Genomic DNA, 24290 nt, shown 5'->3' on the forward strand with positions numbered 1-24290 from the left:
ATTTACAACAAAAAAGCTTCCTCATATATGAGAGGAAGCTTTATTATTACTTTATTTCTTTTCTTTAGAATCAGTAGACTTCTCGGTTCCGCTTGTTTCTTTATCCTTTTTATCCTCTTGTTGTGTTGTTGTGTCGTCTTCTTTCTTCTTGTCCTCACCTTTACTACAACCTACCATTAATAAAGAACTTGCAAGTGCCATAGCAGTTAATGATTTAACCCATTTATTCATTTGCGTTTCCTCCTTGTGATAGAATATGTACAACCTCATATTACTCTCTATTTTTAAAGGAGAGATTGAAAAACAGTAAATATACGGTAAATTTTTGTAAATCTTCTGATAACAAATCCTAATTTTAATTTATATATTTCATTTCCAATCGATACACAATAAAACTAGTTTTTTCTCTCAATGGACGTAAAAAAACTAAGGCGCATACCATTTCGCCTTAGTTTCTCATGCAAACTTTTCATTTTCATATAGATGTGTAATCTTATATTCCTTCTTCATAACATATTGCCACACACTATAAGCGTAACGGTTCATTTTCAGGAAACAATTTTCCAAAAATGAGCGAAACTCTGGATTAGCAACTTCCACTGCAACTTGAGCAAACTTTAAAGCTAATCGTTTCAAGTGCGCAATATAACTGGTTGCAATATGAATATCCCCTGTATATTTACTAACTGTTTCCTTTTCCATTTCATGCAAATCAAACTCCGTTGTTTCACAGGTTATATGTTGCACATTCTCTCCTTCTTGAAAATTTACTTGTTCATTATATGCTTGTAACATATATGGTAAATGGTGCTGTAATAGATTTTTTAATTCTTCGTCTCTGACCTTTCCAGCATACTCTCCAACCTTGTATATTAGTATATAACTATATCTCATTAATTCTTTCATACAGTCCATTAAAGCGCCTCCCTTCTCTTTTGTCCATATACTATAAATATGATGCTAAAACATTCGCTATTCTTGCTAAAAACCAATCCCATCTACTAATTTTCTCAAAATCTTCTTCAGAAAATCGTTTTGATTTATGAAAGTCTACCTGTAATCGACTCCATACTTCATCAACAACGGTTTTATCATATATGATACAGTTAGACTCACAATTTAAATAAAAACTTCTATTATCAAAATTCGCTGTCCCAATATCAACAATTTCTCCATCAATAATTGTTACTTTCCCATGAAAAAATCCATTTCGATATTGATAAATCTCCGCTCCAGCATGTAACATATCTTTCAAATATGGATAGGCAGCTTGTTTTAACAATATGGCATCACTTTTAAATGGCACGAGAATTTTCACATTAACACCACGATTTAATGCAGCTTTTAACTCTTTCACCATTTCTTTACTTGGTACAAAATATGGTGTAGCGATAATTAAAGACTTTTTAGCCTGCTTTAATAGTGCTCCATATTTTTCCCATAAGCCTTTTCCATTTGAAAATAAATATTGATATTTCACATTCCCTAATGTAGGTATACTTTCATGTATAGGCATTTTTTCTCCTGTATCTTCTTTCCAATCTTCGGCGAACTTTCTTTCCATATCCACTGCACCCTCACCATGGATACGCACGTGATAATCACGCCATGGCCCAAACTTTGGATCTTGTCCAAGGTACTCCTTTCCGATATTAAAGCCACCGACGTATGATACCTTTCCATCTATCGTAACAATACGTCTATGATTTCGTTGATGCAAAGAATAGAACATATTTTTCAGTTTCGGTTTTTTACTAAATGTAAACTTCACACCGTTTTCTTTTAATCGGCTAATTACCTTTTTCTTCAGCTTATATCCGCCTACCCGATCGACTGACAATTTCACTTCTACTCCGCTAGATGCTTTTTTCTCTAATAACTGTAAAAACTCTTGGCTTATTTCGTCTTTTCCTACAATATAAAAATGGATATATATATACTTTCCTGCATCGTTTATATCGTCAAATAATTTTCTATATAACTCTTCACCGTTCGTATATAGTTGAAATTCACCTAATCGAACTTGTCCTAATTCATATTCACTAGCCATTTCCTTCCCCATTTCCACATCGATGTTCATCCAAATGAATACACCTATTAAACAAAGGATTATAGCGAAAAAGTGCTTCATGGATAAATTCCTTTCTCCACTTACTGTTATTTCTATATCTTCCCTTTTTTATTACATTATCATTCAAGAAAATATGTCATTGCATGATATATGTCCATATCAAACAATAGCTCATTTGCATATTGTATGTTGTATCTTAAAATAAAAGGAGGAAATAACAATGGGCTTCGCACATGGTAATGGATTTGCGCTATTAGTCGTATTATTTATCCTCTTAATCATCGTCGGTGCTGCTTGCTTCTGCTAAGTAGCTACTGTCATATGATATGTGGATGAAAAAACTATAAAAGCGGACACCTATTTTAGGTGTCCGCTTTTCATTTTAAAACCATTTCCGACTGCTATAGTAACTTAAATGGCTAAATATTCATCTCAAAAGGTTAACAATGTGGCTACTTTCTTACTCTCTGCCTTACGTATATGACGCTGTTCTGCACGTAACACAGCAATACGATGTAATTCTTTCTCTTCTTCGGTTTCAGGGATAACACGCGGTACTGGAACTGGATTATTTTCCTTACTAAGTGCCACAAAAGTAACGAATGACGTTGCCGCTATACGCTTCTCACCTGAAATTAAATCTTCAGCCACTACCTTCACAAACACTTCCATCGAAGTTCTTCCCGTCCAAATTACGAAAGATTCATAACTAACACAATCTGAAGAACGAACAGGATGTAAGAAATCGACCCAGTCCATAGATGCTGTGACACATTCCTTTCTTGAATGTCTGGATGCTGAAATAGAAGCAACCATATCCATCTCCGCTAATATCTTCCCACCAAATAGCGTGTTATGATCATTTAAATCCGTTGGGAAGACTCGGCTCGTTTTGAACACCCTTGACTCATTGGCTGTTTTCCCCTTTACTTCTGTCATTGTTATCACCCCTTTAATGATCTATCCCTAATATTTCAATAATCACTATACTAAATGAACTACACGTTTAATATTAACAACATTCAGAACTTTTAGTCCACAAAAAAGAACCGATTTTATCAATCGGCTCCTCTAAATACATATTGTTCTTTCGGCTGTTCAACTTTATTCCATTTTGTTACTTCTAATACAGGAATATTCGCATGAAACGGCTGATAAAACTCAGTAGTTATCTCTCCTTCTACTTGAATCCAGTCATCATTATTCCACTCTACGCCTTCTGGTTTTTTCACTAACATACCATACACACCAGAATCTGCTACGCAATGTATAATACCGAAACGGAATAAGAAGTATTGTTCTTTTTTAGAAGAATCATCTCTAAAAACAAACCCTTTAAAAGATAATTTTTTCCCAGTAAACTCGCCAGGATAATTATAAATTGTTTCCATACCCTTTAGGAAGTCTTCATCTTTCAAATTAATATTGTCTTTCGTAACAAACTCTTTCTTCCCTTTTTCCATTACACCGCGGTATCCTTCTTTCCCGTAATAAATGCTCGTATCAGGTCTTAGGAATTGTCTTGTCATAAATGGATCCTTACTTTCTGCTTGTGCAACAGGAAAGTGAAAGCCCTTCGCTTTAACAATATCCGAATCTAGCGTCGCAATTGGGAAAAATAACCCTGAGATAATTGGAAAACAAAACAATGAGTACGAAAATGCTTTTTTCCACCATGTATTCTCATCTTTTGAATGATCATGCCCGCAATGGCTATGATCGCAACTGCAATCATTTTTCTCTTTTTCCTTTTGGTGCTCTTTTTGGAAAACGACGATAATTTGTATAATCGTTAAGAAACCTAAAATAATTGCTGCTGTTGTTGATAAATAGGCATACTTCATATTGATATACTTCGTAATGTTACCGGAAATATGCAGTTGCGCAATTAATATTGTAAAACCTAATAATATATATGCTCGAAACATAACCTACCACCCCATCGCATAAATGAGTAGTGAGCTTGCATAAACAACAAGAGTAACTGTAACTATAACAACAATTACAAATTTCGTTTTAAATGTCGCAAGCATCATAAACATATTTTTAATATCCACCATCGGTCCGTAAACGAGGAACGCGACAAGTGAAGCTGTTGAAAACGTACTTTGGAACGAAGAAGCGATAAATGCATCTGCCTCTGAACAAAGTGATAATATATAAGCAAGTCCCATCATAACAGCTGATGAAGAAAACGGACCTTGTCCAATAGCAAGAAGTGTTGAAGTTTGTACAAACGTTTGTACCGCTGCTGCAATTAACGCACCTAGTACTAAATATTTTCCCATTGAGAAGAATTCCTCAACAGCGTGTGTACATACATCCCACATTTTTTTACGCAGTGGACGCTTATTATTCACTTCTGGGAAGTGATCATCTCTTAATTGATGTTCTTTAAACATAAAGGATAATATAATTCCAACGATAATGGCTACGATAATCGCTACAATAGAACGATACCATACCATGTGCATACTACTCCCAAAGGCAACATAAGTAGCAAATAATACAACTGGATTAATAATAGGTCCAGTTAACATAAATGCAATCCCTGCGTATGGTGGAACGCCTTTTCCAATTAATCGTCTTACAATCGGAACAATCCCACATTCACAACCTGGAAACAACATGCCTAAAAAAGTAGCTAATAAAACAGACAGAAATCGGTTCTTCGGCATCCATTTTGCCACCATATCTTCTGTCACAAACATTTGAATGAATCCTGAAATAAATACACCAATGAGCACAAACGGAAGTGCTTCGATTAATATGGAAATAAAAATTGTATTCATTTGCAGGAATGCTTTCGGTAATTGAAACAATTCCATGATGTATTTCCTCCAACTTTTCATTAACAATATGTAATTTTAACCCCATTTCATTAATTGGACAAGGTTTATATGACATACATACCCTTTATATACATTACATTGTACAAGTTATATTCTATTCAAAATTTGAGATTTCATAGCAAAAAAGCTGCTCTAGCGTAGTTATATAACTATGCTAGAGCAGCTTTCTTATCGTTAAAAGTAACGTTTCTTCCAAAAAACAAAAGCTAACGTGAAAGATAGTGTTACACATATGATGAGTACAATTACAAAACCGTGGGCTTCTCCTTCAAACGGAACCTTTACGTTCATTCCAAAGAAACTAGAAACCATCGTCGGTAAAGATAAAATGATCGTAATTGACGTTAACAGTTTCATAACACTATTTAAATTATTTGATATAACGGAGCTAAAAGTATTCATCATTCCACTTAAAATGTGACTATATATTTCCGCCATTTCAATAGCCTGTTTATTTTCAATTAATACATCTTCTAATAAATCTTGATCGTCTTCATACATTTTTAAAAATGTACTATTACGCATTAACTTTTGAATTACAATTTTATTAGCCTTTAATGACGTTGTAAAGTATACTAAACTTTTCTCAAGGCCTAACAATGTGAAAATCTCTTTATTTTTCATTGACTGATTTAATTGATGCTCTAAATCAATTGTTTTTCGATTTATTTGCTTTAAGTATCTTAAATAATAAGTAGAAATTGTATATAAGAGCTGAAGTGCAAAGCGCGTCTTCTTAAACGTATAAAATTCTTTAATACGTTGATTAATAAAACGTTCAAAAATTGGATTCTCTTCTAAGCAGATTGTAACAAAACAATCCGGCATCACAATCATACCTATTGGAATCGTGTCATAAATCGAATTTCCTTCTTCGTCATGTCTAACTGTCGGAATATCGACGATAATTAAAGTATTATTGTCTTCCTTTTCAATACGAGAGCGTTCTTCATCATCCAAAGGGTCTTTAATGAAATCTAAGTCTACATTTAAAGTTTGTACTAGATATTGAATTTCTTCTTCTGTTGGATGAAGTACATTAATCCAGCACCCCTTTTGCATTTCCTCAATCTCTTGTAGTTTTCCGTTTCGGTCTGTTAAATATATATTTAACATACTATCACCCCGATTCTTTTTACATGTAGGAATCTACCTCTCTTAAATCACAGTTTTTAAACCGCCATTCTCAGCATATGAAACATACGTTTAAATTTCAATAGAAAAATTATTTTGAAAACGTTTTTATAAGAAAAATATTATAAAGTGAAACTTTAATCAGTGGGGGCTTCATCCCCCCACTGATTTTCAGCCCTCACCAATCGGGCTTTTACAGGCTGCCCGCCCCCAACCAAACTTCTTTTCTTTCGCTGAATTTTGAGATGAGGATCTTACTGCCCGTTAGAGCGGGATAAACATAGAAAAAGACAGAGTGCTCTCTGCCTTAAAAGCTTATGTTGCCTTTATAACATATTTAGAAAGCATCCACAAGTTAAACCCGACTGAAATCGTATAGCCCGCGTATGTTGAAATGATAAAACTTACATAATCGAAATACGGAAGCAATACAATATTTAAAACTATCTTCACAATAATTCCAATCACTAGTCCTAGCACCGTCTTCTGCTGTTGATTGATTCCTTGTAGCATAGCAGCCGTTACTGTAAAAAGAGAAAATAGTATGCAAGCAGGAGCATAATACTGTAAAATGATTCTCCCCATCTCTGGATCATTTCCAGCACCAAATAAAAGGGTATATACAGGCTTGGCTAACACCATCATTCCAATTGCCGCCGGTACCGTAATTGCTACTACTAATACATTTGTTCTCGTAAAATGTTTGTACAATAGCTTCGTATTTCCTGCTGTGTAAGCTTTCGTCATCTCTGGTACGAGAGACATACTAAAAGCTGTCGCAACGGATACCGGGATAAGCACAACCATTTGAACAAGGCCAATTATCGCATTAATTTTTTCCGCTTCGCCTTGCATATACCCTATCTGTATAAGTAGTTTATTAATTGTAAATGTATCAATCGTCTGATACAACGGAATTGCTAAGCCTACTACAACAAAAGGAATAGAATATGTAAAGAGCTCCTTATAAAGCGAGAAAAAAGATTTCGTTGTTTGTGGTATACTTGCCATTTCTTTTTTCTTTAAGTGCCTTCTCCTTCTCATATAATACGCACTTAAAACAGTTAATCCACCTACAGCTCCCATAAAGGCACCGAACGTTGAAATACCAACTGCTAGCGAAACAGAAGCTTTTAAAACATATAAAACGACAAAGCTTCCTATTAAAATGGTTAAAACCCGAAAAAATTGCTCTACAACGACACTTAATGCAGAAGGCCCCATCGATTGGAATCCTTGAAAGAAGCCCCTTAATAAACTCATTACTGGCACAAGTATTAACGCAAAACTTACAATTCGAATATTAGTAGTAACCGCTCCTACACTATTCCCCGTTTGATCATTCCCATCGATGACAAGTTTAGCTAAATGCGGAGCTAGCATATATAACGTAAAACACGAAATGACTCCCATTATAAACATAAACACGATTCCACTTTTCAACACTCTCTTAACCGTATGATAATCATTCAGTTGATCATATTTTGATACCATCTTTGAAACAGCTAGCGGTAATCCCATTGTTGCTATGCTGAGCATGATGGTATAAGGACGATATGCGTATGTGTATAGAACGTAACCACTCGTACCGACCATCGCTGTAAATGGTATAACATATATAAACCCTAACATTTTTGATATCATCGTTGCCATCGTTAAAAATATCGTTCCACGTATAAACGGTGACCCTTTCATCACATTCCTCCGCTACGCTTTATTATTACACATTATGGACAACTCCTTTTCTTTAGAACCGAAACAAACAAAAAAAGCCAATGAAAAATCATTGACTTTAACGCGCTGCTTTTTTCTTTTTGAAATACTTTAAACCAAAGTATAGAGCAATAAAAAGAACAGCTCCTATAATTATGTAATGTGTGTAATCAGATGCATACTCTTTAATTTGTCGCCAATTCCCACCAAGTTTTTCACCTAAGTATATAAATAGAATTGACCATGGAATGATCGCTACAACCGTATAAAGTGTAAATAGTTTTAATGGCATCTTAGCTAGTCCTGCTGGAATAGAGATCGCATGACGTACTACTGGGATAAAGCGCGCAGAAAATATTACACCTGCTCCATAACGCTTAAACCAACCTTCCGCTATGTCTAAATGATGTTTATTAATAAGTAGATATTTCCCATATTTCTCTACAACCGGACGCCCTCCGTAGTATCCAAGCCAGTATAAAAAGATTTGCGCTAAAGTACCACCAATCGTTCCGGCGATAACTGCACCCACAAAACTAATTTTACCATTTGCTACTAAAAAGCCAGCATACGAAAGTACAATTTCACTCGGGATTACTTCAATCATTAAAGCAAGAGCTACTCCAAAGTAACCTAAGCTTGCAAAAAATTGCAATAACTGATCTATTATGTTTGCTAACATGTTCTTTTTTATCTCCTTTTTTCTTCACATACCATCCCATTATTACATAAAGGCTGCAATCTGCCAATATCTTCATTTTAACAATATGTACAATTCAAGCAGGATTAATCTATTAATTTCTCTTTCTGCGGGTCTTTCATGTAGGCAAACATCTCTTTAATTTGGTCTTCTGTATTTCTAGCAATTGATAAATTAGGCAATTCATTTTCACCAAAAAACTCCACCTCTTCTGTTTCAATGCTAGTTTTCTTTTCTCCACCAATAATCTCGCATCCAATGAAAATCTTATATACATGCGTCGCCGATGGAGATGGTTGATGTTTTTCTTTATCAAATATAGCTAGTAACTTAAAATGATCTACCTCATAACCAGTCTCTTCGAAAACTTCTTTTGCTGCAACTTCGGTTGGCGTATAACCGACATCAGCCCATCCACCTGGCAATGCCCATTTCCCATCGCTTTTTTCTTTCACAAATAATAACTTTTCATTTTGAAAAACAACCGCTCTTATATCAACTTTAGGTGTTTGATAGCCTGTCTCACTTGCAAATAACTTCTCTACGATTTCCCAATCTGTTTTCGTGTAATGTGACATCATTGAAATAGAAATATCTCGTAATTGCTGGAAACGTTCAATATCATACACATCCTTAGAATACGTTAAACCTGCTTGAGCTATAGATTGTATTTGTTTTACCCAATCAATCCATTTAATCGTCATATATCCGCATCCCCATTCTCTATCAAATATATTACTTCATTTTTATTGATACATCTTTATTATACAAAAAAAAAGAGATTGATAACGTTTCAATCTCTTTCAAAATTAATCCAATTCATGTAAGTGGTCTTGTATATACTTTCTTCTCTTATTTATATATTCATAAATCATATCAGCCTCTTGATCAAATGTTTCTAATTTTTCTTTCATGTATGGATCTTGTAGTAAATATGGACGAATCAATTCACACAACCCTTCTACTTTCGGCCTCATAAACGAAACTGTAAATTGATCTTCTAATATTTCTTCCAAAATACTTCGATACTGCTTTCTAAATACAGGTATGTCTAGCAATCTTGCACTTAACGTATTATACCCTTGAATGCGAATATATTCATGATTAAGTGGTCTCCCTTGTACATCTCGCCCCCAAGTCGCATCATAATCCCACGGTATAACTTCAAATAAATTTGTTTCATCGTTATGATATAGTGCATAGTTATGAACGAAACCATCAAAGTTTTGCGTAAAAATAACTCCTGCTAACCATCGTAAATATTTATCTACATGTAGAAACTTCCCAATCTCTTTTTCATAGGCTTCCCTCGTCAAAGTATTCGCTTGAAATACAAATTCACTCAGCTGTTCTTCACTATTTTTATTCGAATATTTAAATTCATAACCCGCAAAGAGCTCTGTCTTAACATCTTTATCTCGTTCACTCATTAATGAAAAATTCGCATCATCATCTATCGCATAATAAATAGAACCACTCGGTAATCCTCTATTTTTTAAAAAATTTTCATCAACCGATTCTAACTGTAAATACACACCTTGAATTTGACCATTAATTTTTATAAATACATGTTGTGATTTTGGCGAAAGTACACCAATATCATGAAAAAAATCTAAAGATAATTTATTTCGTATGAGAGACGGATCCATAAACTCCGAATTCAAATGAAACTCTTTCGCACCTTGAAATTTTTTAGGCTTATAAAACATAACATGATAAGACTTTTTCTCAAATTCGCGAATATGAGCTCCTCTGTATACGATATCAATATCATACTTCTTTTTTCCATAAGTCAATTTTGCTGGTACTGGACTATCTGACCAAATGTCCTTTTTCAATTCCACTAAGTACATTGGATGAACAAAAAAATCATATGAAGGCAGCATGTTTTCTCATCCCTTCTCAGTTCTCTTCATTCAATGTATGCGCCTTGTCTTGTCCATACATCCGCAATCATCTATTTATATAAAATTACACTCTTGTCCTGTTCAGAAAGATGCCTACATACATATCATGTTAAGGAAAAAGAATACCTTTTCACTTTAATACATGATAAGGAGGATTTCTATGAAACGTGATATTAGAAAAGCTGTCGAAGAAATCAAAAGTGCTGGGATGGAGGATTTCTTACACCAAGATCCAAGTACATTTGAGTGCGATGATGATAAATTCACTCATCATCATTGTACAACTGGATGTAAATGTACAACTGGGGGTAAATGTCCTAGAACAAGATGTACTCGCGTGAAACATTGTACGTTCGTTACAAAATGTACGCATGTAAAAAAATGGACATTTGTTACGAAATGTACACGTGTACGTGTTCAAAAATGGACGTTCGTTACGAAAGTAACGCGTAGAAAAGAATGCGTATTAGTTACAAAACGTACTCGCAGAAAACATTGTACATTCATTACAAAATGCATACGCTTTGAAAAGAAATTTTTCTGGACAAAACGAAGTTTCTGTAAAAAATGCGAATTCTTCCCTAACAGACACGGTCACTCTTGCGATGATTCATGTGATCATGGTAAAGACTGTCACGATAGCGGACACAAATGGAATGATTGCAAAGGCGGACATAAATTCCCATCTTGCAAAAATAAGAAATTCGATCACTTCTGGTATAAAAAACGTAACTGCTAGTTTTTATACCACCCAAAAAAGGCCGTTTTGCGGCCTTTTTTACATTTATTGAAAGTGACTTATATCTGCAAATTGTTTCACTTTACCAATACCCTCTTCAAATTCTATTATGCTCAAACTGGCACTATGCATAAATGGATCATCCCACACATTTTCTATTTCAATTCCCGCGAAATGCCCTACAAGTAATTTTGCTGCTGCCGCATGAGAAACAATCAATATGTTTTGTCCTTTATGCTTCTCTAAAAGAAGCTGCATCCCTTCAATTACTCTTTCATAAACGGCCTCAAAATTTTCGCCTGATGTTGACTGAAAAAGATGTGGCTCATTCCAAAACAGATGTACTTCTTCTGGAAATTGCTTTTCTATATCCGCGATTGTTTGTCCTTCCCATATACCCATGTTGATTTCATAGAAATGCTCATCCGCTATAATAGGTATATCACGTTCCCCCTTTATTAACTCTGCCGTATGAAGTGTTCTTTCGCTCGGACTACTATAAATCGCATGGATTGGTAAATCTTTCATTCGATTCCCTAATTGTTTCGCCTGAACTATACCATTTTCAGTTAAAGCAGAATTTTTCCGTCCCTGCATTCGCTTCGCTACATTCCACTCTGTTTCACCATGCCTTGTTACATATATAGTTGTTTTCATTTCTTACTCCCCCTCACCATGTTGGTCGTAATTCCCACGGTTCAACTCTCCCTACAATCCACTCCGCTCGTTTACTTTCAATCCCTTTTATAACTCCATCAGCTATCTCTTCATGAGTAAGCCATCTTCCATATGTATCTTCTAAAATAAAACCTAAAATAATTCTATGATAAATACATCGCGTACTCCCTATTTTTTGTGCAGGCATACGTGATGCTTTACTACCTAAAATATGAAATAAACTATATGTTTTAGACGACAAATCTAGTTCTTTACAAATATTTGATAGTGCATGCTTTGCACTTGTGTGTACCCATGCAACAACTAATGTGATCGGGCCATTTTTCTTAATTGTACTTTTAATAGCTAGCTTTACATCTTCATCATTATGATAATCTAACGAAAGGCATGTAATATTTTCTGGTGCAGAACTCATTCGCTTAACATTTTCTAATTTCACTTCATCTCGCCCGATAATAGAAACATAAAATCCTTTCTCACAAAGCCACATAGAAACTTTCTTTAGCATTCCTGTCCCACCAATTACAAGTGCATGCAAATGCTATCCCTCCCTAATAAAATGTCATATGAGGTTTCTCATCTCTATAATAATTTAAACGGTCTTGCAGTGTCCCTGAGTGAAACTCAAATTTATGACCGTCAGGATCAACAAAGTATATAGATTCGCAATCTCTTACATCACGTTCTCTTCCTTGTAAAATATGAACATCATTTTCTTCTAATCGCTGTATTAGACATTTAAAGTCTTCTTGTTCAACAGAAAATGCAATGTGCGTATAAGATTGATGAATCTCATTTCTCGGAATATGCGTCTCTTCATTAAGCGCTATCCATACTCCACATATGTTAAAATAAGCTAATTTTCTTCCTTTAACTAGTAATTCTCCTTCTAATACTTTTTCATAAAACATAATAGAGTTTTCTAAATTAGATACCGAAAAACAAATGTGATTGATTCCCCTTAACAACTATAATTCCTCCTTATACAAATAAAAGATGAGCGAAAATTCACTCATCTTTTATTATACTATTTTTTTGTAATATATGCCCATTTATAACTGAAGTCCCCGCCAAACGTATGGTTAGCAATGCCTTTTACAAATGGCTTCTCTAAATAAGCTGTACTTTGTTGGTACGTAGGAGAAATTGCTGCGTCTTGACCAATTAAGATTTTTTCAGCTTCCGCAAGTGCATTCCAGCGTGCTTTATCATCTTTTAATAGCTCTCCTTTTGATTTCGCTACTAAATCATCATACTTCGGATTAGAATAATCCATTTCATTAAATGAGCTTCCAGTAACAAACATATCAATATAAGTCATTGGATCCGGATAATCAGGGCTCCATGCAGATAATGAGAATTCATATTGGAATTTCTTTTCTAAATCTAGCTTCTGCTTGTATGGTTGCTGTTTCAAATTCACTTTAATACCAGGCAAGTTTTTCTCTAATTCTTCTTTAATAAAGTCGCCTACTTTTTTACGGCTACCGTTATCATCGTTTAGTAATTCAACCGTAATTGTATCTTGACCAAGCTCTTTCTTCGCTTCTTCCCATAATTTTTTTGCTTTCTCTGCATTATCTTTACTATCACGGAAATTTTTATTTACAGAGCGGAAGTCTTTTCCATCCGGACCTGTCGTGAATTTTTCAGGTACTAAGAAATATGCTGGCAATGAACCGTCATTTAAAATGACATCAGCAATTCCTTTTTTATCGTATGCTAAATCAATCGCTTCACGTACTTTTTGGTTTTTAAATGTTGCATTTTTTTGATTAAAGCGTAAGAAATACATACGCGGGTCTAACTTCGTTTTAAATTCATCTGGTTTATTCTTTTTATATTTATCAACAAATTCAGAAGTTAAAATAACTCGATCTGCTTGATCACTATCATATAAATTTACTCCCGTGCTTGTTTCCTTCACAATACTTACATTAATTTCGTCTAACTTTACAGTATCTTTATCCCAATAATTAGGATTTTTCTTCAACTGATAATTTTGTTCATGTTTCCATTGACTCATTGTAAATGGTCCATTATATACTAATTTATCTGCTTCTAATCCGTATTTATCTCCTTGTTCTTTCACATATTTTTCATTTAATGGGAAAAATGTAGGGAACGACGTAAGTTCAAGAAAATAAGGTGCTGGTTGCTCTAATTCTACTACCAACGTTTTATCATCCTTCGCTTTAACACCCAGTTGATCTAATGGTAATTCACCTTTATTTACTTTCTGTGCATTTTTCACATCAAATAAAATGAATGCATATTCTGCCGCTATTGCTTTATCTAATGTACGTTGCCATGCATATACAAAATCTTGTGCTCGAACTGGATCACCATTTGACCATTTCGCATCACGTAATTCAAATGTATATGTCTTTTTATCTTCACTAATCTTCACATCTTTTGCCATACCTGGTGTTGGTTTATTATCTTTATCTAGACGATATAAACCTTCCATTGCATTTACAAATACACGGAAAGATACAGAATCCGTTGATTTAGATGTATCCATTGAAGGAATTTCAGCTGTTTCTAGCAAATTTAAAACTTGTTTATCGGCCATTCCCTTATTCGATTCTTTCTTCGTTGTCGAAGCCTTCTCACCATTCCCACATCCTGCAACCAATACACTCGTCGTTAACGCAAGTGCAGCAATTGTTGTTGTCTTTCTCTTCATTCTTCCTTCCCCCAATCTATATGTATAAGTTAAATCCTATATAATATATTTCATTATACAAAAGATTCTGATTATTTTAAATATTTATTTTAACAAACATAGAAAAAAGCGATCGGAAATTTCTTTCCAGCCGCTTTCTTGAATAGCATTTACTTGTAATCCATCCTCTATATCAAATGGATTTTGAACTTTAAATATTTCTTCCATCAGCTTCAAAAACTCTTCTTCAGTTTTAGATTCACCATTAACCATAAATGAGTATGGTTCCACTTCACCTAATTTATAATCGACAACAAATTGAATCTTCACCTTTTGTCTTGGCGTTCCGGTGTTATATCCTTGGAATTCTACTAATTCTAACCCTTCCGTTCCACGATAATATATCCAACCTGAATTTTGAAAATAATTTTCGAAAGATTCACCTATTGAAAAGAAAGGATATTCATAAAGCGAGCTTGTACGAACCTTTTGAATAACGTCTCGATCAGTCGGAAAAAAGAAATGACTAAAAAATATACTAGCAACTGCTAAAATAGTAACAATTGTCGCTCCCATTTTGCTCGTTCCGCCGCTATCATTGATTAGATAGTTTTCAACTGATTTATCTTTTATTTCTCTTGCTTTTATTCGGTATATACGTCTTTCCGCAAATTGATAGTATAATCCATTTGCAAAAATCCCCATTCCAAACAGAATAAAAATAAGTAATAAAAACGTAAGAGGCACCATATTAATGATTGGCAACGCTACATTAAATCCCATATAATACGAAAATGCATCACACGCTACTAATAACAACATAAATAAAGCAGCTGGTACATAATACTTACGATATCCTAGCCAGCCTATATTGAAAATAGCAGCCCAACCATTCCAACTCCACCTAGCAATCCGCTTATTCTCAAGTTCCCATTTCCTTTTGTAATACGGATATTGTCTCCCTACATATACTTCTAGTTCTTTATCTATTAACGAGCTACCTTCCTCTTGTTCATTATCCAAGTTTCGCTGACAACTTGCACAATTTAACTGTTCCTCCTCGCAAGGTTGCCCACAATTTATACATTTCAAAACAATCCCTCTTCCCATCCATACGTCATTTCAAAATACCTTCGTGTTTTAATAACCACTCTTTCCTCCATAAACCACCAGCATATCCAACAAGCTTTCCACTCTTTCCTATTACACGATGACATGGAACAATTATTGAAATTGGATTCCGACTATTTGCCCCTCCTATTGCCCGTACAGCTTTTGTATTTCCAACTTTCTCTGCAATATCTAAATATGAAGCACTTACGCCGTATGGAATAGTATAAAGTGCATCCCATACATTTTTTTGAAATGCTGTTCCCTCCGCAGACAGCGGGACCGTAAACTCTTTTCTTTTCCCTTTAAAATATTCATCTAACTCATTTATACATTGTTCTATCATTTCATTTTTATTTTCTTCTTGTCGTTCATCAACAAATATAACAGACGTAATTCCTTCTTGATTCGCTGTAATTTCAAGCAAACCTACTTCGCTTTCATAATAAGCCTGGTACATATGCCATCCTCCAATTCAGTTCATATTAGTCATTGTAACACGAATATACAAAATTTTTCGTATAAGCGTTTTATTAGAGAAACAAAAAAGAGAATGATACAATGTAAGAAAATTCAATCTAGGAGGCTATTGGATGAATTCCGAACTTTTTTCACCTTATACAATTAAGGACGTTACATTAAAAAACCGGATTGTTATGTCACCTATGTGCATGTATTCATCGGAAAACGGGGATGGCCAAGTAACGAATTTCCATCTCATTCATTATGGAACAAGAGCTGCCGGTCAAGTTGGTTTAGTTATGATTGAAGCAACAGCCGTGTTACCTGAAGGTCGAATTTCAAATAAAGACTTAGGCATTTGGGATGACAACCTAATTGAAGGCTTACATAAAACGACTACTTTTATACATGATAATGGTGCAAAAGCTGCCATTCAACTCGCTCACGCCGGAAGAAAAGCAGAATTAGAAACAGATGCGTTAGCTCCTTCAGCCATTCCATTTAATGAAACAATGAAAATGCCAATAGAAATGAGCAAACACCAAATTAAAGATACTGTATTAGCTTTTCAGCAAGCTGCAGTACGATCAAAACAAGCTGGATTTGATGTTATTGAAATACACGGTGCTCACGGTTATCTTATTAATGAATTTCTTTCTCCGCTTTCCAATAAGCGGACTGATGAATATGGTGGTTCACCTGAAAACCGCTATCGTTTCTTACGCGAAATCATCGACTCTGTAAATGAAGTTTGGGACGGACCGTTATTTGTCCGTATTTCAGCAAATGATTATCATCCTGACGGGCTAACGGTTCAAGATTACGTTCAGTATACAAAGTGGATGAAAGAACAGGGAATAGATTTAATCGATTGTAGTTCTGGCGCAGTTGTACCAGCACATATTGATGTGTATCCTGGTTATCAAGTACAATATGCCAAACATATTAAAGAGCATGCTAACATTGCAACTGGTGCAGTTGGATTAATTACGACCGGAGTACAAGCAGAGCAAATTTTAAATAATAACGAAGCAGATTTAATTTTTATCGGACGTGAGTTACTTCGCAATCCGTACTTCCCGAGAATAGCGGCCAATGAACTTGGCTTTGAATTGCAAGAACCTCACCAATATAAGCGAGCATCAGGAAAAATTCATACGAATAAATAAAACCGAGAAGTCATTCTTCTCGGTTTTATTTATTCTATCGTTGTAATTTCATTTGAATTATAAGTATGGATACCCGATTCTTCTCGCAGCGCGGTTATATACATCCCTTTCGCCACATCTTTAGCTGAAATTGGTTTATATTTTTTGAAAGCTCCTTTAAAGATAAACGGAATAATACGAGATAACTTTTCAGCCATTCGTTCGCCGAAACGAAATTCTTGTCGATTTCCTACTAATAATGATGGTCTAAAAATGTGAATACCACCAATCACTAACTTTTGCAATTCTTCTTCCATTTTTCCTTTCACTTGTGAATAAAAGAAGAATGATTTAGGATTCGCTCCCATAGAAGACACGACAAGGAAATTTTGTACCCCTTGTTTTTCAGCTAAACAAGCAGCTCGTAACGTATATTCATAATCTACTTTTTTAAAATTTGCTTTTGTTTTTGCTTTTTTTATTGTTGTTCCTAAGCAACTAAAAACATCATCCACAGCAAAGAACTCTTTATATTCCTCTAATACCGAAAAATCAACTTGTTTCTGCTGTAACTTCTCATGTTGCAATTGCATTGGCTCTCTTACAAAAATAGTAACCGAATCGTAGTAATCTGATTCAAGTAATAGACGCGTTATCTCTTGTCCAACTAAACCACTTGCACCGAGTATTAACGCTGTTCGCTTATTCATATATGCATATACCTCTTATTTTACTTTTCTCTCCTTTAGTAAAATACAACCTTTAGGAGTTTCCTGCTCTTATTTTACCACAAGTAAAACACTATGCGTACGCATAGTGCTTTACTCACTCTTTTTTCTCATCTCTCTCTTGTAATTTCGTTATTGTTGTAGCGTCCCCTAAATTACTTATTAATCTTCTTAAAAAAATTAATACGAAAGATAATGGCAATACTACCGCTAATATTAATAAAATAGCTTCCATTAAGTAACCCAAGCGCTCATCCCCCTTTTTACCTCCTTTTCAATATATGAAAACAGCGTTGTCACATATGCATGCATTTGCAAAAATAATACCCCTATATTTGACAACTTTATAACAAAAACAAATCGGAATGATTATTATTTATTGCAACTTTATTAAAGATGTATTATACTAAGTTCGCAAACTAAAACGTAATTATTCCGTTTTGTATTAAAATGATATTTTTCTTCTATAATTGGGGAAAATATATCCGTAAAAAGAAAAGAGGAGAACTTCATGCCTAAAAGATTGACTATATTTTCATTCTTACTTATTTTTACCTTAATTTTCGCTGGCTGCTCAAATAAAAAAGAAAGTAATGCCAAGAAAGATGGAAAGCTAACAGTTTATACAACGATTTTCCCACTTGCTGATTTCGCAAAGAAAATCGGTGGCGACTATGTAAATGTTGAAGCGATTTACCCACCTGGTGCAGATTCACATACATTTGAACCAAGTCAAAAACAAACAGTACAAGTTGCAAAAGCCGATTTATTTGTTTATAACGGCGCTGAATTAGAACCATTTGCTGAAAAAATGGAAAAAACATTACAAAAAGAAAATGTTAAAATTGTAAATGCATCTAAAGGTATTGAGCTTCGTGCTTCTACTGAAGAAGAGCATCATGATCATGGAGATGGCCATAAAGAAGATGAACATCATCACGATAAAGACCCGCATGTTTGGTTAGATCCTACTCTAGCAATGAAACAGGCAGAAAAAATTAAAAATGCACTTGTAGAATTACAACCTGAACATAAACAAGAATTCGAAAAAAACTTTGCAGCACTTCAAACTAAATTTACTGATTTAGACGATGGATTTAAGGCAGCTGTAGCGAACGCAAAAACGAAAGAAATTTTAGTTTCTCATGCTGCCTATGGTTACTGGGAACAACGATACGGCCTAAAACAAATTCCTATCGCTGGAATTTCAGCTTCTGATGAACCATCTCAAAAGCAGCTTGCTGACATTACAAAAACAGTAAAAGAACATAATCTAAAATATATTTTATTCGAAACATTCTCTACTCCAAAAGTAGCATCCGTAATTCAAAAAGAAACTGGTACAAAAGTTTTACGCTTAAATCACTTAGCTACTATTTCTGAAGATGATGCAAAAAATAATAAAGATTACTTCACTTTAATGGAAGAAAACGTAAATACATTGAAAGAAGCAACAAACTAATCCATTATATTTTCTAGGCAGCTGAATCTGTTATTCAGCTGCCTTTTTATGTATTTATCCTTGACTTGACCAAAATAACAAGTAAAATTATCCATATTAGCTTTAAAGCTATATTAATTTAGAAGGTGAGTTGGAATTATGAATCTTCACATTTGTGAAGTAACAGCAAAAAATTGGCGTTCAGTAGTTGCTTTAGACGTCGCAAAAGATCAGCAACAATTTATTGAAAGTAACGCGTTTTCTTTAGCAGAATCATTATATGAAGGAAACGGAACGTCAGTAGGTTTATATGATGGAGAAACACTTGTAGGATACGCAATGTATGGATGGTATTCAGTAAAACATAAAAGTGTATGGCTCGATCGCTTTATGATTGACCAACAATATCAAGGAAAAGGATACGCAAAACGTTTCCTTCGCTTACTCATTCAATTCTTACAAGAAAAATTTGAATGCAAAATAATTTACTTAAGTTTACATCCAGACAACAAACTTGCAATGGGACTGTATGAATCATTTGGTTTCCGCTTAAATGGGGATATTGATGATGAAGGTCCAGTTGTAGGTGTTGTAATGGAGTTACTAATAGACGAAAATACAAGCCTGTGAAAACAGGCTTTTTATTATACATTTATCAATTTTTAGTTTCTCCCCCTTATTTAATTCTGTTTTGCAATCTAATAGAATGCTCATAAAAAATAAGCCTGCAATTTACGCAGACTTATTTCACACACTCCTCGAAATGTTCTTGGAACCACTCTTTATTAATATCTCTTCCGATAAAAACTACTTCACTTACTCGCTCTTCGCCCTCTTGCCACTCTCTATCGTACGAAGCAGCAAATAACGTATGTACACCTTGGAAAACGATACGTTTATCTACTCCATCTATCGATAAAATTCCTTTGTAACGATATAAATATTCCCCTAGCTCTAGAACGACAGCTGACATCCACTCATTAAGCTTTTGTAAATCCAGCGGACGTTCTTCACGTAATACAAATGATTTCACACCTTCTAAGTGGTTATGTTCTTTATGAGGGTAAATTTGCAACGTATCTTTCGTTTTAAACGTTTGGATTTGTAATAAAGATGGTATATCTACCTCACAGTTAGTCGCCTCAATTAACTTTGCAGTCGGGTTAATTCCTTGAATTTCATGCAAGAGATTTTCTTTCTCATTCTCTTCAATTAAATCTAATTTATTTACTAAAACGACATCAGCAAACGCAATTTGCTCTTTTGCTTCTAATCCTTTTTCAAAATGTTTATGTATATGATAACTATCTACTACCGTTACAACACCGTTAATTTGGTAAGCAGATTGAATGACTGGATCTAAAAAGAATGTTTGAATAATCGGGCCTGGATTTGCAAGGCCAGTCGTTTCAATTACTAAACCATCAAAATCCATTTTCCCTTCCGCTTTTACGTCCAGTAACTGTTTTAAAGCAACGAGTAAATCTTCACGTACAGTACAGCATAAACAGCCATTTGTCATTTCCATAATTTCTTCTTCCACATTCATAATCAACTGATTATCAATGCCAATTTGCCCTATTTCATTTACAATCACCGCTAATTTCTTACCGTGATTTTCTGATAAAATACGATTTAATAATGTCGTTTTCCCAGATCCAAGAAAACCAGTTAATATTGTTACTGGAATCATTTCGTACATCTCCTTATAGCTATATGTTTCTACATTATAGCATATAGAGAAAATCGTTTTTGTAGCAAAACATATTTATTGTCTCTACACCTAATTAACTATATAATAACATGTAGTAAGAAAGCCTTTTCAAAACATTATTATTCATCAAGGGGGTACTTATAATGGATCGAGTTCAAATGGCTGAAACGCTAGAATTTTCTCGTATTATTCAAGGATTTTGGCGTTTAGCAGAATGGAATATGACGAAACAAGAATTACTTTCTTTCATTGAAGATTGTATGGATATGGGAATCACTACTTTTGATCACGCTGATATTTACGGCGCATATACGTGTGAAGGGTTATTTGGCGAAGCTTTACAATTAAAGCCTTCCTTACGAGAAAACATGCAAATTATTACAAAGTGTGGAATCGCTCCCCCATCACCGAAATTTCCAGAGCGATATGTTGCTCACTACAATACTAGTGCAGAGCATATTATGCAAAGTCTAGAAGCATCACTTAAAAATTTACATACAGATTATATTGACGTATTACTTATTCATCGTCCCGATCCTTTTATGGATCCAAATGAAGTGGCAAAAGCATTTTCACAATTAAAACAAGAAGGGAAAGTTCGTCACTTCGGTGTATCTAACTTCTTACCTTCACAATTTAATATGTTAAGTTCGTACTTAGATTTCCCGCTTATTACGAACCAGATTGAAGTTTCTGCATTGCAGCTTGAGCATTTTGAAAAAGGGACAATTGATTTATGCCAAGAAAAACGAATCAATCCAATGATTTGGTCACCTCTTGCTGGTGGGGAGATCTTTACTGGTCAATCAGAACGCGCCGTACGTGTACGTGAAACTGTGCAAAAAGTTGCTACTGAGCTAGGTGTTTCTAGTATCGATACGGTTATGTATGCTTGGTTACTTGCTCATCCAGCTAATATGATGCCAATCGTTGGCTCTGGTAAATTAGATCGCGTAAAAACTGCCGCTCTTGCTACAAAAGTTAACTTAGACCGTCAACAATGGTTTACAATTTTCGAAAGCTCTAATGGACATCCTGTACCATAATGCATAAAAAGAAGAGCTGTTTTCTTACAGCTCTTCTTTTTCATATGTATTTCTAGTCATGGCAAATACACACATATCTCTTAATCCGTTTCCATCTACCGCAACACTCGCACTTTCTAACGTACCTTCTAACTTAAAACCTAATTTCTCAGGTATCGCTCTACTCTTCTTATTTAAAGAATCACAACGAATTTCTACACGGTTTGCTTTTAATTCAGAAAAAGCGTAATCCGTTATACCTTTCGCAGCCTCTACCATATAGCCTTTTCCGCTAAACCTTGTATCAATCCAATATCCGATTTCAAATTGAGGTATATCCCAATTAATACGATGTAATCCGGCTGAAGCAATAAATTCACCTGTTTCTTTCGAAAATACTAATAATCTTAAATCCTCACGTTGCAAAAATTGAATATGTGATTTTCTAATACTTTCTTCTACTTCTTGCTCTGTTTGCTCTTTTTGTGCAAACACCATCCAAGGTTTTAGTTCTTGTATTGAAGCCTGAATTGCATCATATACAACTTTACCATCTCCTGGTTTCGGCATTCGAATAAAAAGTCTGTCAGTATAAAATTCAGAAGGAAAATCGAATAATAATGGATTCACTGTAAACACTCCCTATATTTCTTTTATATATAATAATATCCATCTGAAGTTATATAGTAAAGAATTTTCTGAATTGAAAACCTTTTACTCATTCACTTCCACCGCTACACGAATTCCAGATTCAATCGCACCTTGAATCCATCCGTGATATAGCGTTGTATGATCTCCAGCGAAGAATATTCTCCCCTCTGGTTTGACAATCGCTGGTTGCAGCTCAGATTCTTGACCTGCTTGAAAAAGTGCAAATCCTCCAAGCGCATACGGATCCAATGTCCAGCTTTTTGAAATTCCAGATATGAACTCATCATACACTTGACCACCTAATATTGTTGCTAAGTTGTGTAATGCGTAATAAATACGATCCCCTTTTGATAAACCATCCCATAACAACGCGTCATAAGACCATGTATAGCTACCTAACATCATAGCCGGTCCTTTCTCCCCAATTCCATAACTTGGATAATAGGCATAACGAATTGGCAAATCTGTTATAATTCTGCCACCTAATTGTCCTTGTTCTTCCCAAAATCGGCTTTTAAATTGAATTCCTATTTTCGTCGCAGGCATATAATGTAATTCACGAATTGCTTTCCATTTTTCATGAGATATAGAATCAAACGGATCTACTTCTACAAAACGCATTGTCGAAAACGGAATGGTAACAATAACTAAATCTCCTGTAATACTACTATATTCAAAAGTTTCCTCGTTCCGATAGAAAGCTGTCACACCATTATCGTGTTGATGTAACTTCATTAATTTTTGATTATATATAATATTCTCTTCTAATTGCGGTAAAAATGACTTTGGCAATCTATCATTCCCGCCCACAATTTCACAAAATCCGCTCTCCTCTTGCATAATATATAGAAAGCGTAAAGTCTCTACAAACGATCGTTCCAAAAAACCTTCTAAATCTAATAAAACACCAATCATCTCAATTGTTACTGGCGAAAAGTAAGTATTATACTGATAAGGATGATACTTTAAAAATTGTCCAGTAGAGTATCTCCCAAAATCCTTTACAACAATATCCCAATTTTTTTCTGGGTTCTTTTTTATAAAATTTATAATGGGCTGTACCGCTAACAATAATAATTCCTCTGACGTTTTTCCAACTTCATTCATTTCCACAGGATATCTTAGAATACTTGGATCTTTTTCATATTGTTTTAACGTCGTTTTCCGTCCATTTACGTATATAATATCCGTCTCATTCCTATTAATAAAAGGACTCACCTGTAGCCCAAATTTTCTTATATATGCCATCGTTAATGTATGCGAATACGGAATTCTCATTGCTCCAACATCTAAATATAATCCGGTATCTTCCATTCTCACTGTTTCTATACGGCCACCTACCCGGTTATTTGCTTCAAAAATTTTCACATCATGTCCTGCAGCCTTTAATAAAGATGCTGAAACTAACCCAGCCATACCAGCTCCCACTACAATAATCTGTTTTGGGCTTATCGTCTTCTTCAATCCTTTATCTATAACTTTTAACGCTTCATCCATTTCAGTGTTATACATTATATCTTTCTGCACAATTCCACCCCTTACTTCATCA

The 24290-nt window shown here is 34.6% G+C and carries 28 protein-coding genes; 6 read left to right on the top strand and 22 right to left on the bottom strand.

The annotated features are described in order from the left end of the window. Positions 1-51: 51 nt before the first annotated feature. The 3 genes from AB6801_RS02100 to cls all read right to left on the bottom strand — a co-directional run bounded on the left by AB6801_RS02100 (position 52) and on the right by cls (position 2131). On the bottom strand, positions 52-231 hold the full coding sequence (locus tag AB6801_RS02100; protein ID WP_001045960.1) for a hypothetical protein: 180 nt from the start codon (positions 229-231) through the stop codon (positions 52-54). Positions 232-456: 225 nt separating this feature from the next. After that, positions 457-915: a spore coat protein gene (locus AB6801_RS02105; protein ID WP_000340535.1), complete on the bottom strand. Its 459-nt coding sequence runs from the start codon at positions 913-915 to the stop codon at positions 457-459. A 31-nt stretch (positions 916-946) separates the two neighbouring features. Continuing rightward, positions 947-2131, bottom strand: coding sequence for a cardiolipin synthase (gene cls / locus AB6801_RS02110; RefSeq protein ID WP_061654776.1), 1185 nt, complete (start codon positions 2129-2131; stop codon positions 947-949). 160 nt (positions 2132-2291) lie between these two features. Between cls and AB6801_RS02115 the strand changes: the two genes are divergently transcribed. Further along, a complete protein-coding gene (locus AB6801_RS02115; RefSeq protein WP_000505094.1) occupies positions 2292-2378 on the top strand; it encodes a YjcZ family sporulation protein in 87 nt (28 codons plus the stop codon). Positions 2379-2503: 125 nt separating this feature from the next. Here the strand turns inward: AB6801_RS02115 and AB6801_RS02120 are convergent, their stop codons facing one another. The 8 genes from AB6801_RS02120 to cotH form a co-directional block, all read right to left on the bottom strand. Beyond that, positions 2504-3010 (bottom strand): acyl-CoA thioesterase, encoded by a 507-nt coding sequence (locus tag AB6801_RS02120; RefSeq protein ID WP_000141164.1) that lies wholly within the window; start codon positions 3008-3010, stop codon positions 2504-2506. A gap of 119 nt (positions 3011-3129) precedes the next feature. Further along, the gene (locus AB6801_RS02125; RefSeq protein ID WP_000488043.1) at positions 3130-3999 is read right to left on the bottom strand and encodes a TIGR03943 family putative permease subunit; all 870 of its coding nucleotides are present in this window, start codon (positions 3997-3999) and stop codon (positions 3130-3132) included. A 3-nt stretch (positions 4000-4002) separates the two neighbouring features. Then, a complete protein-coding gene (locus tag AB6801_RS02130; protein WP_000418716.1) occupies positions 4003-4899 on the bottom strand; it encodes a permease in 897 nt (298 codons plus the stop codon). 198 nt (positions 4900-5097) lie between these two features. Continuing rightward, entirely contained in the window at positions 5098-6039 is a 942-nt protein-coding gene (locus AB6801_RS02135; RefSeq protein WP_000932389.1) for a magnesium transporter CorA family protein, read from the bottom strand. Between the two features lie 333 nt (positions 6040-6372). After that, entirely contained in the window at positions 6373-7752 is a 1380-nt protein-coding gene (locus AB6801_RS02140) for a putative polysaccharide biosynthesis protein (protein ID WP_000678847.1), read from the bottom strand. Between the two features lie 97 nt (positions 7753-7849). Continuing rightward, positions 7850-8452, bottom strand: coding sequence for an undecaprenyl phosphate transporter UptA (gene uptA / locus AB6801_RS02145; RefSeq protein ID WP_000880691.1), 603 nt, complete (start codon positions 8450-8452; stop codon positions 7850-7852). A 104-nt stretch (positions 8453-8556) separates the two neighbouring features. Further along, positions 8557-9174, bottom strand: coding sequence for an NUDIX hydrolase N-terminal domain-containing protein (locus tag AB6801_RS02150; protein WP_000153576.1), 618 nt, complete (start codon positions 9172-9174; stop codon positions 8557-8559). 105 nt (positions 9175-9279) lie between these two features. Beyond that, a complete protein-coding gene (cotH, locus tag AB6801_RS02155; protein WP_000937999.1) occupies positions 9280-10356 on the bottom strand; it encodes a spore coat protein CotH in 1077 nt (358 codons plus the stop codon). Positions 10357-10537: 181 nt separating this feature from the next. On the opposite strand from cotH, the gene exsB reads away from it, so the two are divergent. Continuing rightward, positions 10538-11116 carry an exosporium protein ExsB gene (exsB, locus tag AB6801_RS02160; RefSeq protein ID WP_000817498.1) on the top strand — a complete coding sequence of 193 codons (579 nt, stop codon included), beginning with the start codon at positions 10538-10540 and terminating at the stop codon, positions 11114-11116. Positions 11117-11161: 45 nt separating this feature from the next. Here exsB and AB6801_RS02165 read toward each other — a convergent pair whose 3' ends face one another. The 6 genes from AB6801_RS02165 to AB6801_RS02190 all read right to left on the bottom strand — a co-directional run bounded on the left by AB6801_RS02165 (position 11162) and on the right by AB6801_RS02190 (position 16032). Further along, positions 11162-11773, bottom strand: coding sequence for a phosphoserine phosphatase 1 (locus AB6801_RS02165; protein WP_000858827.1), 612 nt, complete (start codon positions 11771-11773; stop codon positions 11162-11164). Between the two features lie 13 nt (positions 11774-11786). Next, the gene (locus AB6801_RS02170; protein WP_000543118.1) at positions 11787-12332 is read right to left on the bottom strand and encodes a short-chain dehydrogenase; all 546 of its coding nucleotides are present in this window, start codon (positions 12330-12332) and stop codon (positions 11787-11789) included. Positions 12333-12345: 13 nt separating this feature from the next. Next, the gene (gene fosB, locus AB6801_RS02175; protein WP_000943769.1) at positions 12346-12762 is read right to left on the bottom strand and encodes a FosBx1 family fosfomycin resistance bacillithiol transferase; all 417 of its coding nucleotides are present in this window, start codon (positions 12760-12762) and stop codon (positions 12346-12348) included. Between the two features lie 59 nt (positions 12763-12821). Next, entirely contained in the window at positions 12822-14483 is a 1662-nt protein-coding gene (locus tag AB6801_RS02180; protein WP_000824274.1) for a peptide ABC transporter substrate-binding protein, read from the bottom strand. Between the two features lie 84 nt (positions 14484-14567). Next, the gene (locus AB6801_RS02185; protein ID WP_002061181.1) at positions 14568-15572 is read right to left on the bottom strand and encodes a DUF2628 domain-containing protein; all 1005 of its coding nucleotides are present in this window, start codon (positions 15570-15572) and stop codon (positions 14568-14570) included. A gap of 7 nt (positions 15573-15579) precedes the next feature. Beyond that, positions 15580-16032, bottom strand: a complete 453-nt coding sequence (locus tag AB6801_RS02190) for a methylated-DNA--[protein]-cysteine S-methyltransferase (protein WP_000283913.1) — start codon at positions 16030-16032, stop codon at positions 15580-15582. 133 nt (positions 16033-16165) lie between these two features. Here AB6801_RS02190 and namA point away from each other — a divergent pair, with 133 nt between their 5' ends. After that, positions 16166-17203: an NADPH dehydrogenase NamA gene (namA, locus tag AB6801_RS02195; protein ID WP_065704314.1), complete on the top strand. Its 1038-nt coding sequence runs from the start codon at positions 16166-16168 to the stop codon at positions 17201-17203. Between the two features lie 29 nt (positions 17204-17232). Here namA and AB6801_RS02200 read toward each other — a convergent pair whose 3' ends face one another. Further along, positions 17233-17892, bottom strand: a complete 660-nt coding sequence (locus tag AB6801_RS02200) for an oxidoreductase (RefSeq protein ID WP_001042736.1) — start codon at positions 17890-17892, stop codon at positions 17233-17235. A 115-nt stretch (positions 17893-18007) separates the two neighbouring features. Next, a complete protein-coding gene (locus AB6801_RS02205; RefSeq protein ID WP_000540932.1) occupies positions 18008-18157 on the bottom strand; it encodes a hypothetical protein in 150 nt (49 codons plus the stop codon). Between the two features lie 264 nt (positions 18158-18421). On the opposite strand from AB6801_RS02205, the gene AB6801_RS02210 reads away from it, so the two are divergent. Next, positions 18422-19372, top strand: a complete 951-nt coding sequence (locus AB6801_RS02210) for a metal ABC transporter substrate-binding protein (protein WP_001126151.1) — start codon at positions 18422-18424, stop codon at positions 19370-19372. 138 nt (positions 19373-19510) lie between these two features. After that, positions 19511-19981: a GNAT family N-acetyltransferase gene (locus tag AB6801_RS02215; protein ID WP_001048677.1), complete on the top strand. Its 471-nt coding sequence runs from the start codon at positions 19511-19513 to the stop codon at positions 19979-19981. 112 nt (positions 19982-20093) lie between these two features. Here AB6801_RS02215 and AB6801_RS02220 read toward each other — a convergent pair whose 3' ends face one another. Next, positions 20094-21044, bottom strand: a complete 951-nt coding sequence (locus tag AB6801_RS02220) for a CobW family GTP-binding protein (RefSeq protein ID WP_097999042.1) — start codon at positions 21042-21044, stop codon at positions 20094-20096. 164 nt (positions 21045-21208) lie between these two features. Between AB6801_RS02220 and AB6801_RS02225 the strand changes: the two genes are divergently transcribed. Further along, positions 21209-22111 (top strand): aldo/keto reductase, encoded by a 903-nt coding sequence (locus AB6801_RS02225; RefSeq protein WP_097999041.1) that lies wholly within the window; start codon positions 21209-21211, stop codon positions 22109-22111. A 24-nt stretch (positions 22112-22135) separates the two neighbouring features. Here AB6801_RS02225 and AB6801_RS02230 read toward each other — a convergent pair whose 3' ends face one another. Both AB6801_RS02230 and AB6801_RS02235 read right to left on the bottom strand, forming a co-directional pair. Continuing rightward, a complete protein-coding gene (locus AB6801_RS02230; RefSeq protein ID WP_001068750.1) occupies positions 22136-22720 on the bottom strand; it encodes a GNAT family N-acetyltransferase in 585 nt (194 codons plus the stop codon). A gap of 84 nt (positions 22721-22804) precedes the next feature. Next, on the bottom strand, positions 22805-24268 hold the full coding sequence (locus AB6801_RS02235) for a flavin monoamine oxidase family protein (RefSeq protein WP_048568920.1): 1464 nt from the start codon (positions 24266-24268) through the stop codon (positions 22805-22807). Positions 24269-24290 lie beyond the last annotated feature (22 nt).

Origin of the sequence: Bacillus sp. RCC_6_1 (assembly GCF_041360755.1) — a bacterium.
GTDB lineage: Bacteria > Bacillota > Bacilli > Bacillales > Bacillaceae_G > Bacillus_A > Bacillus_A cereus.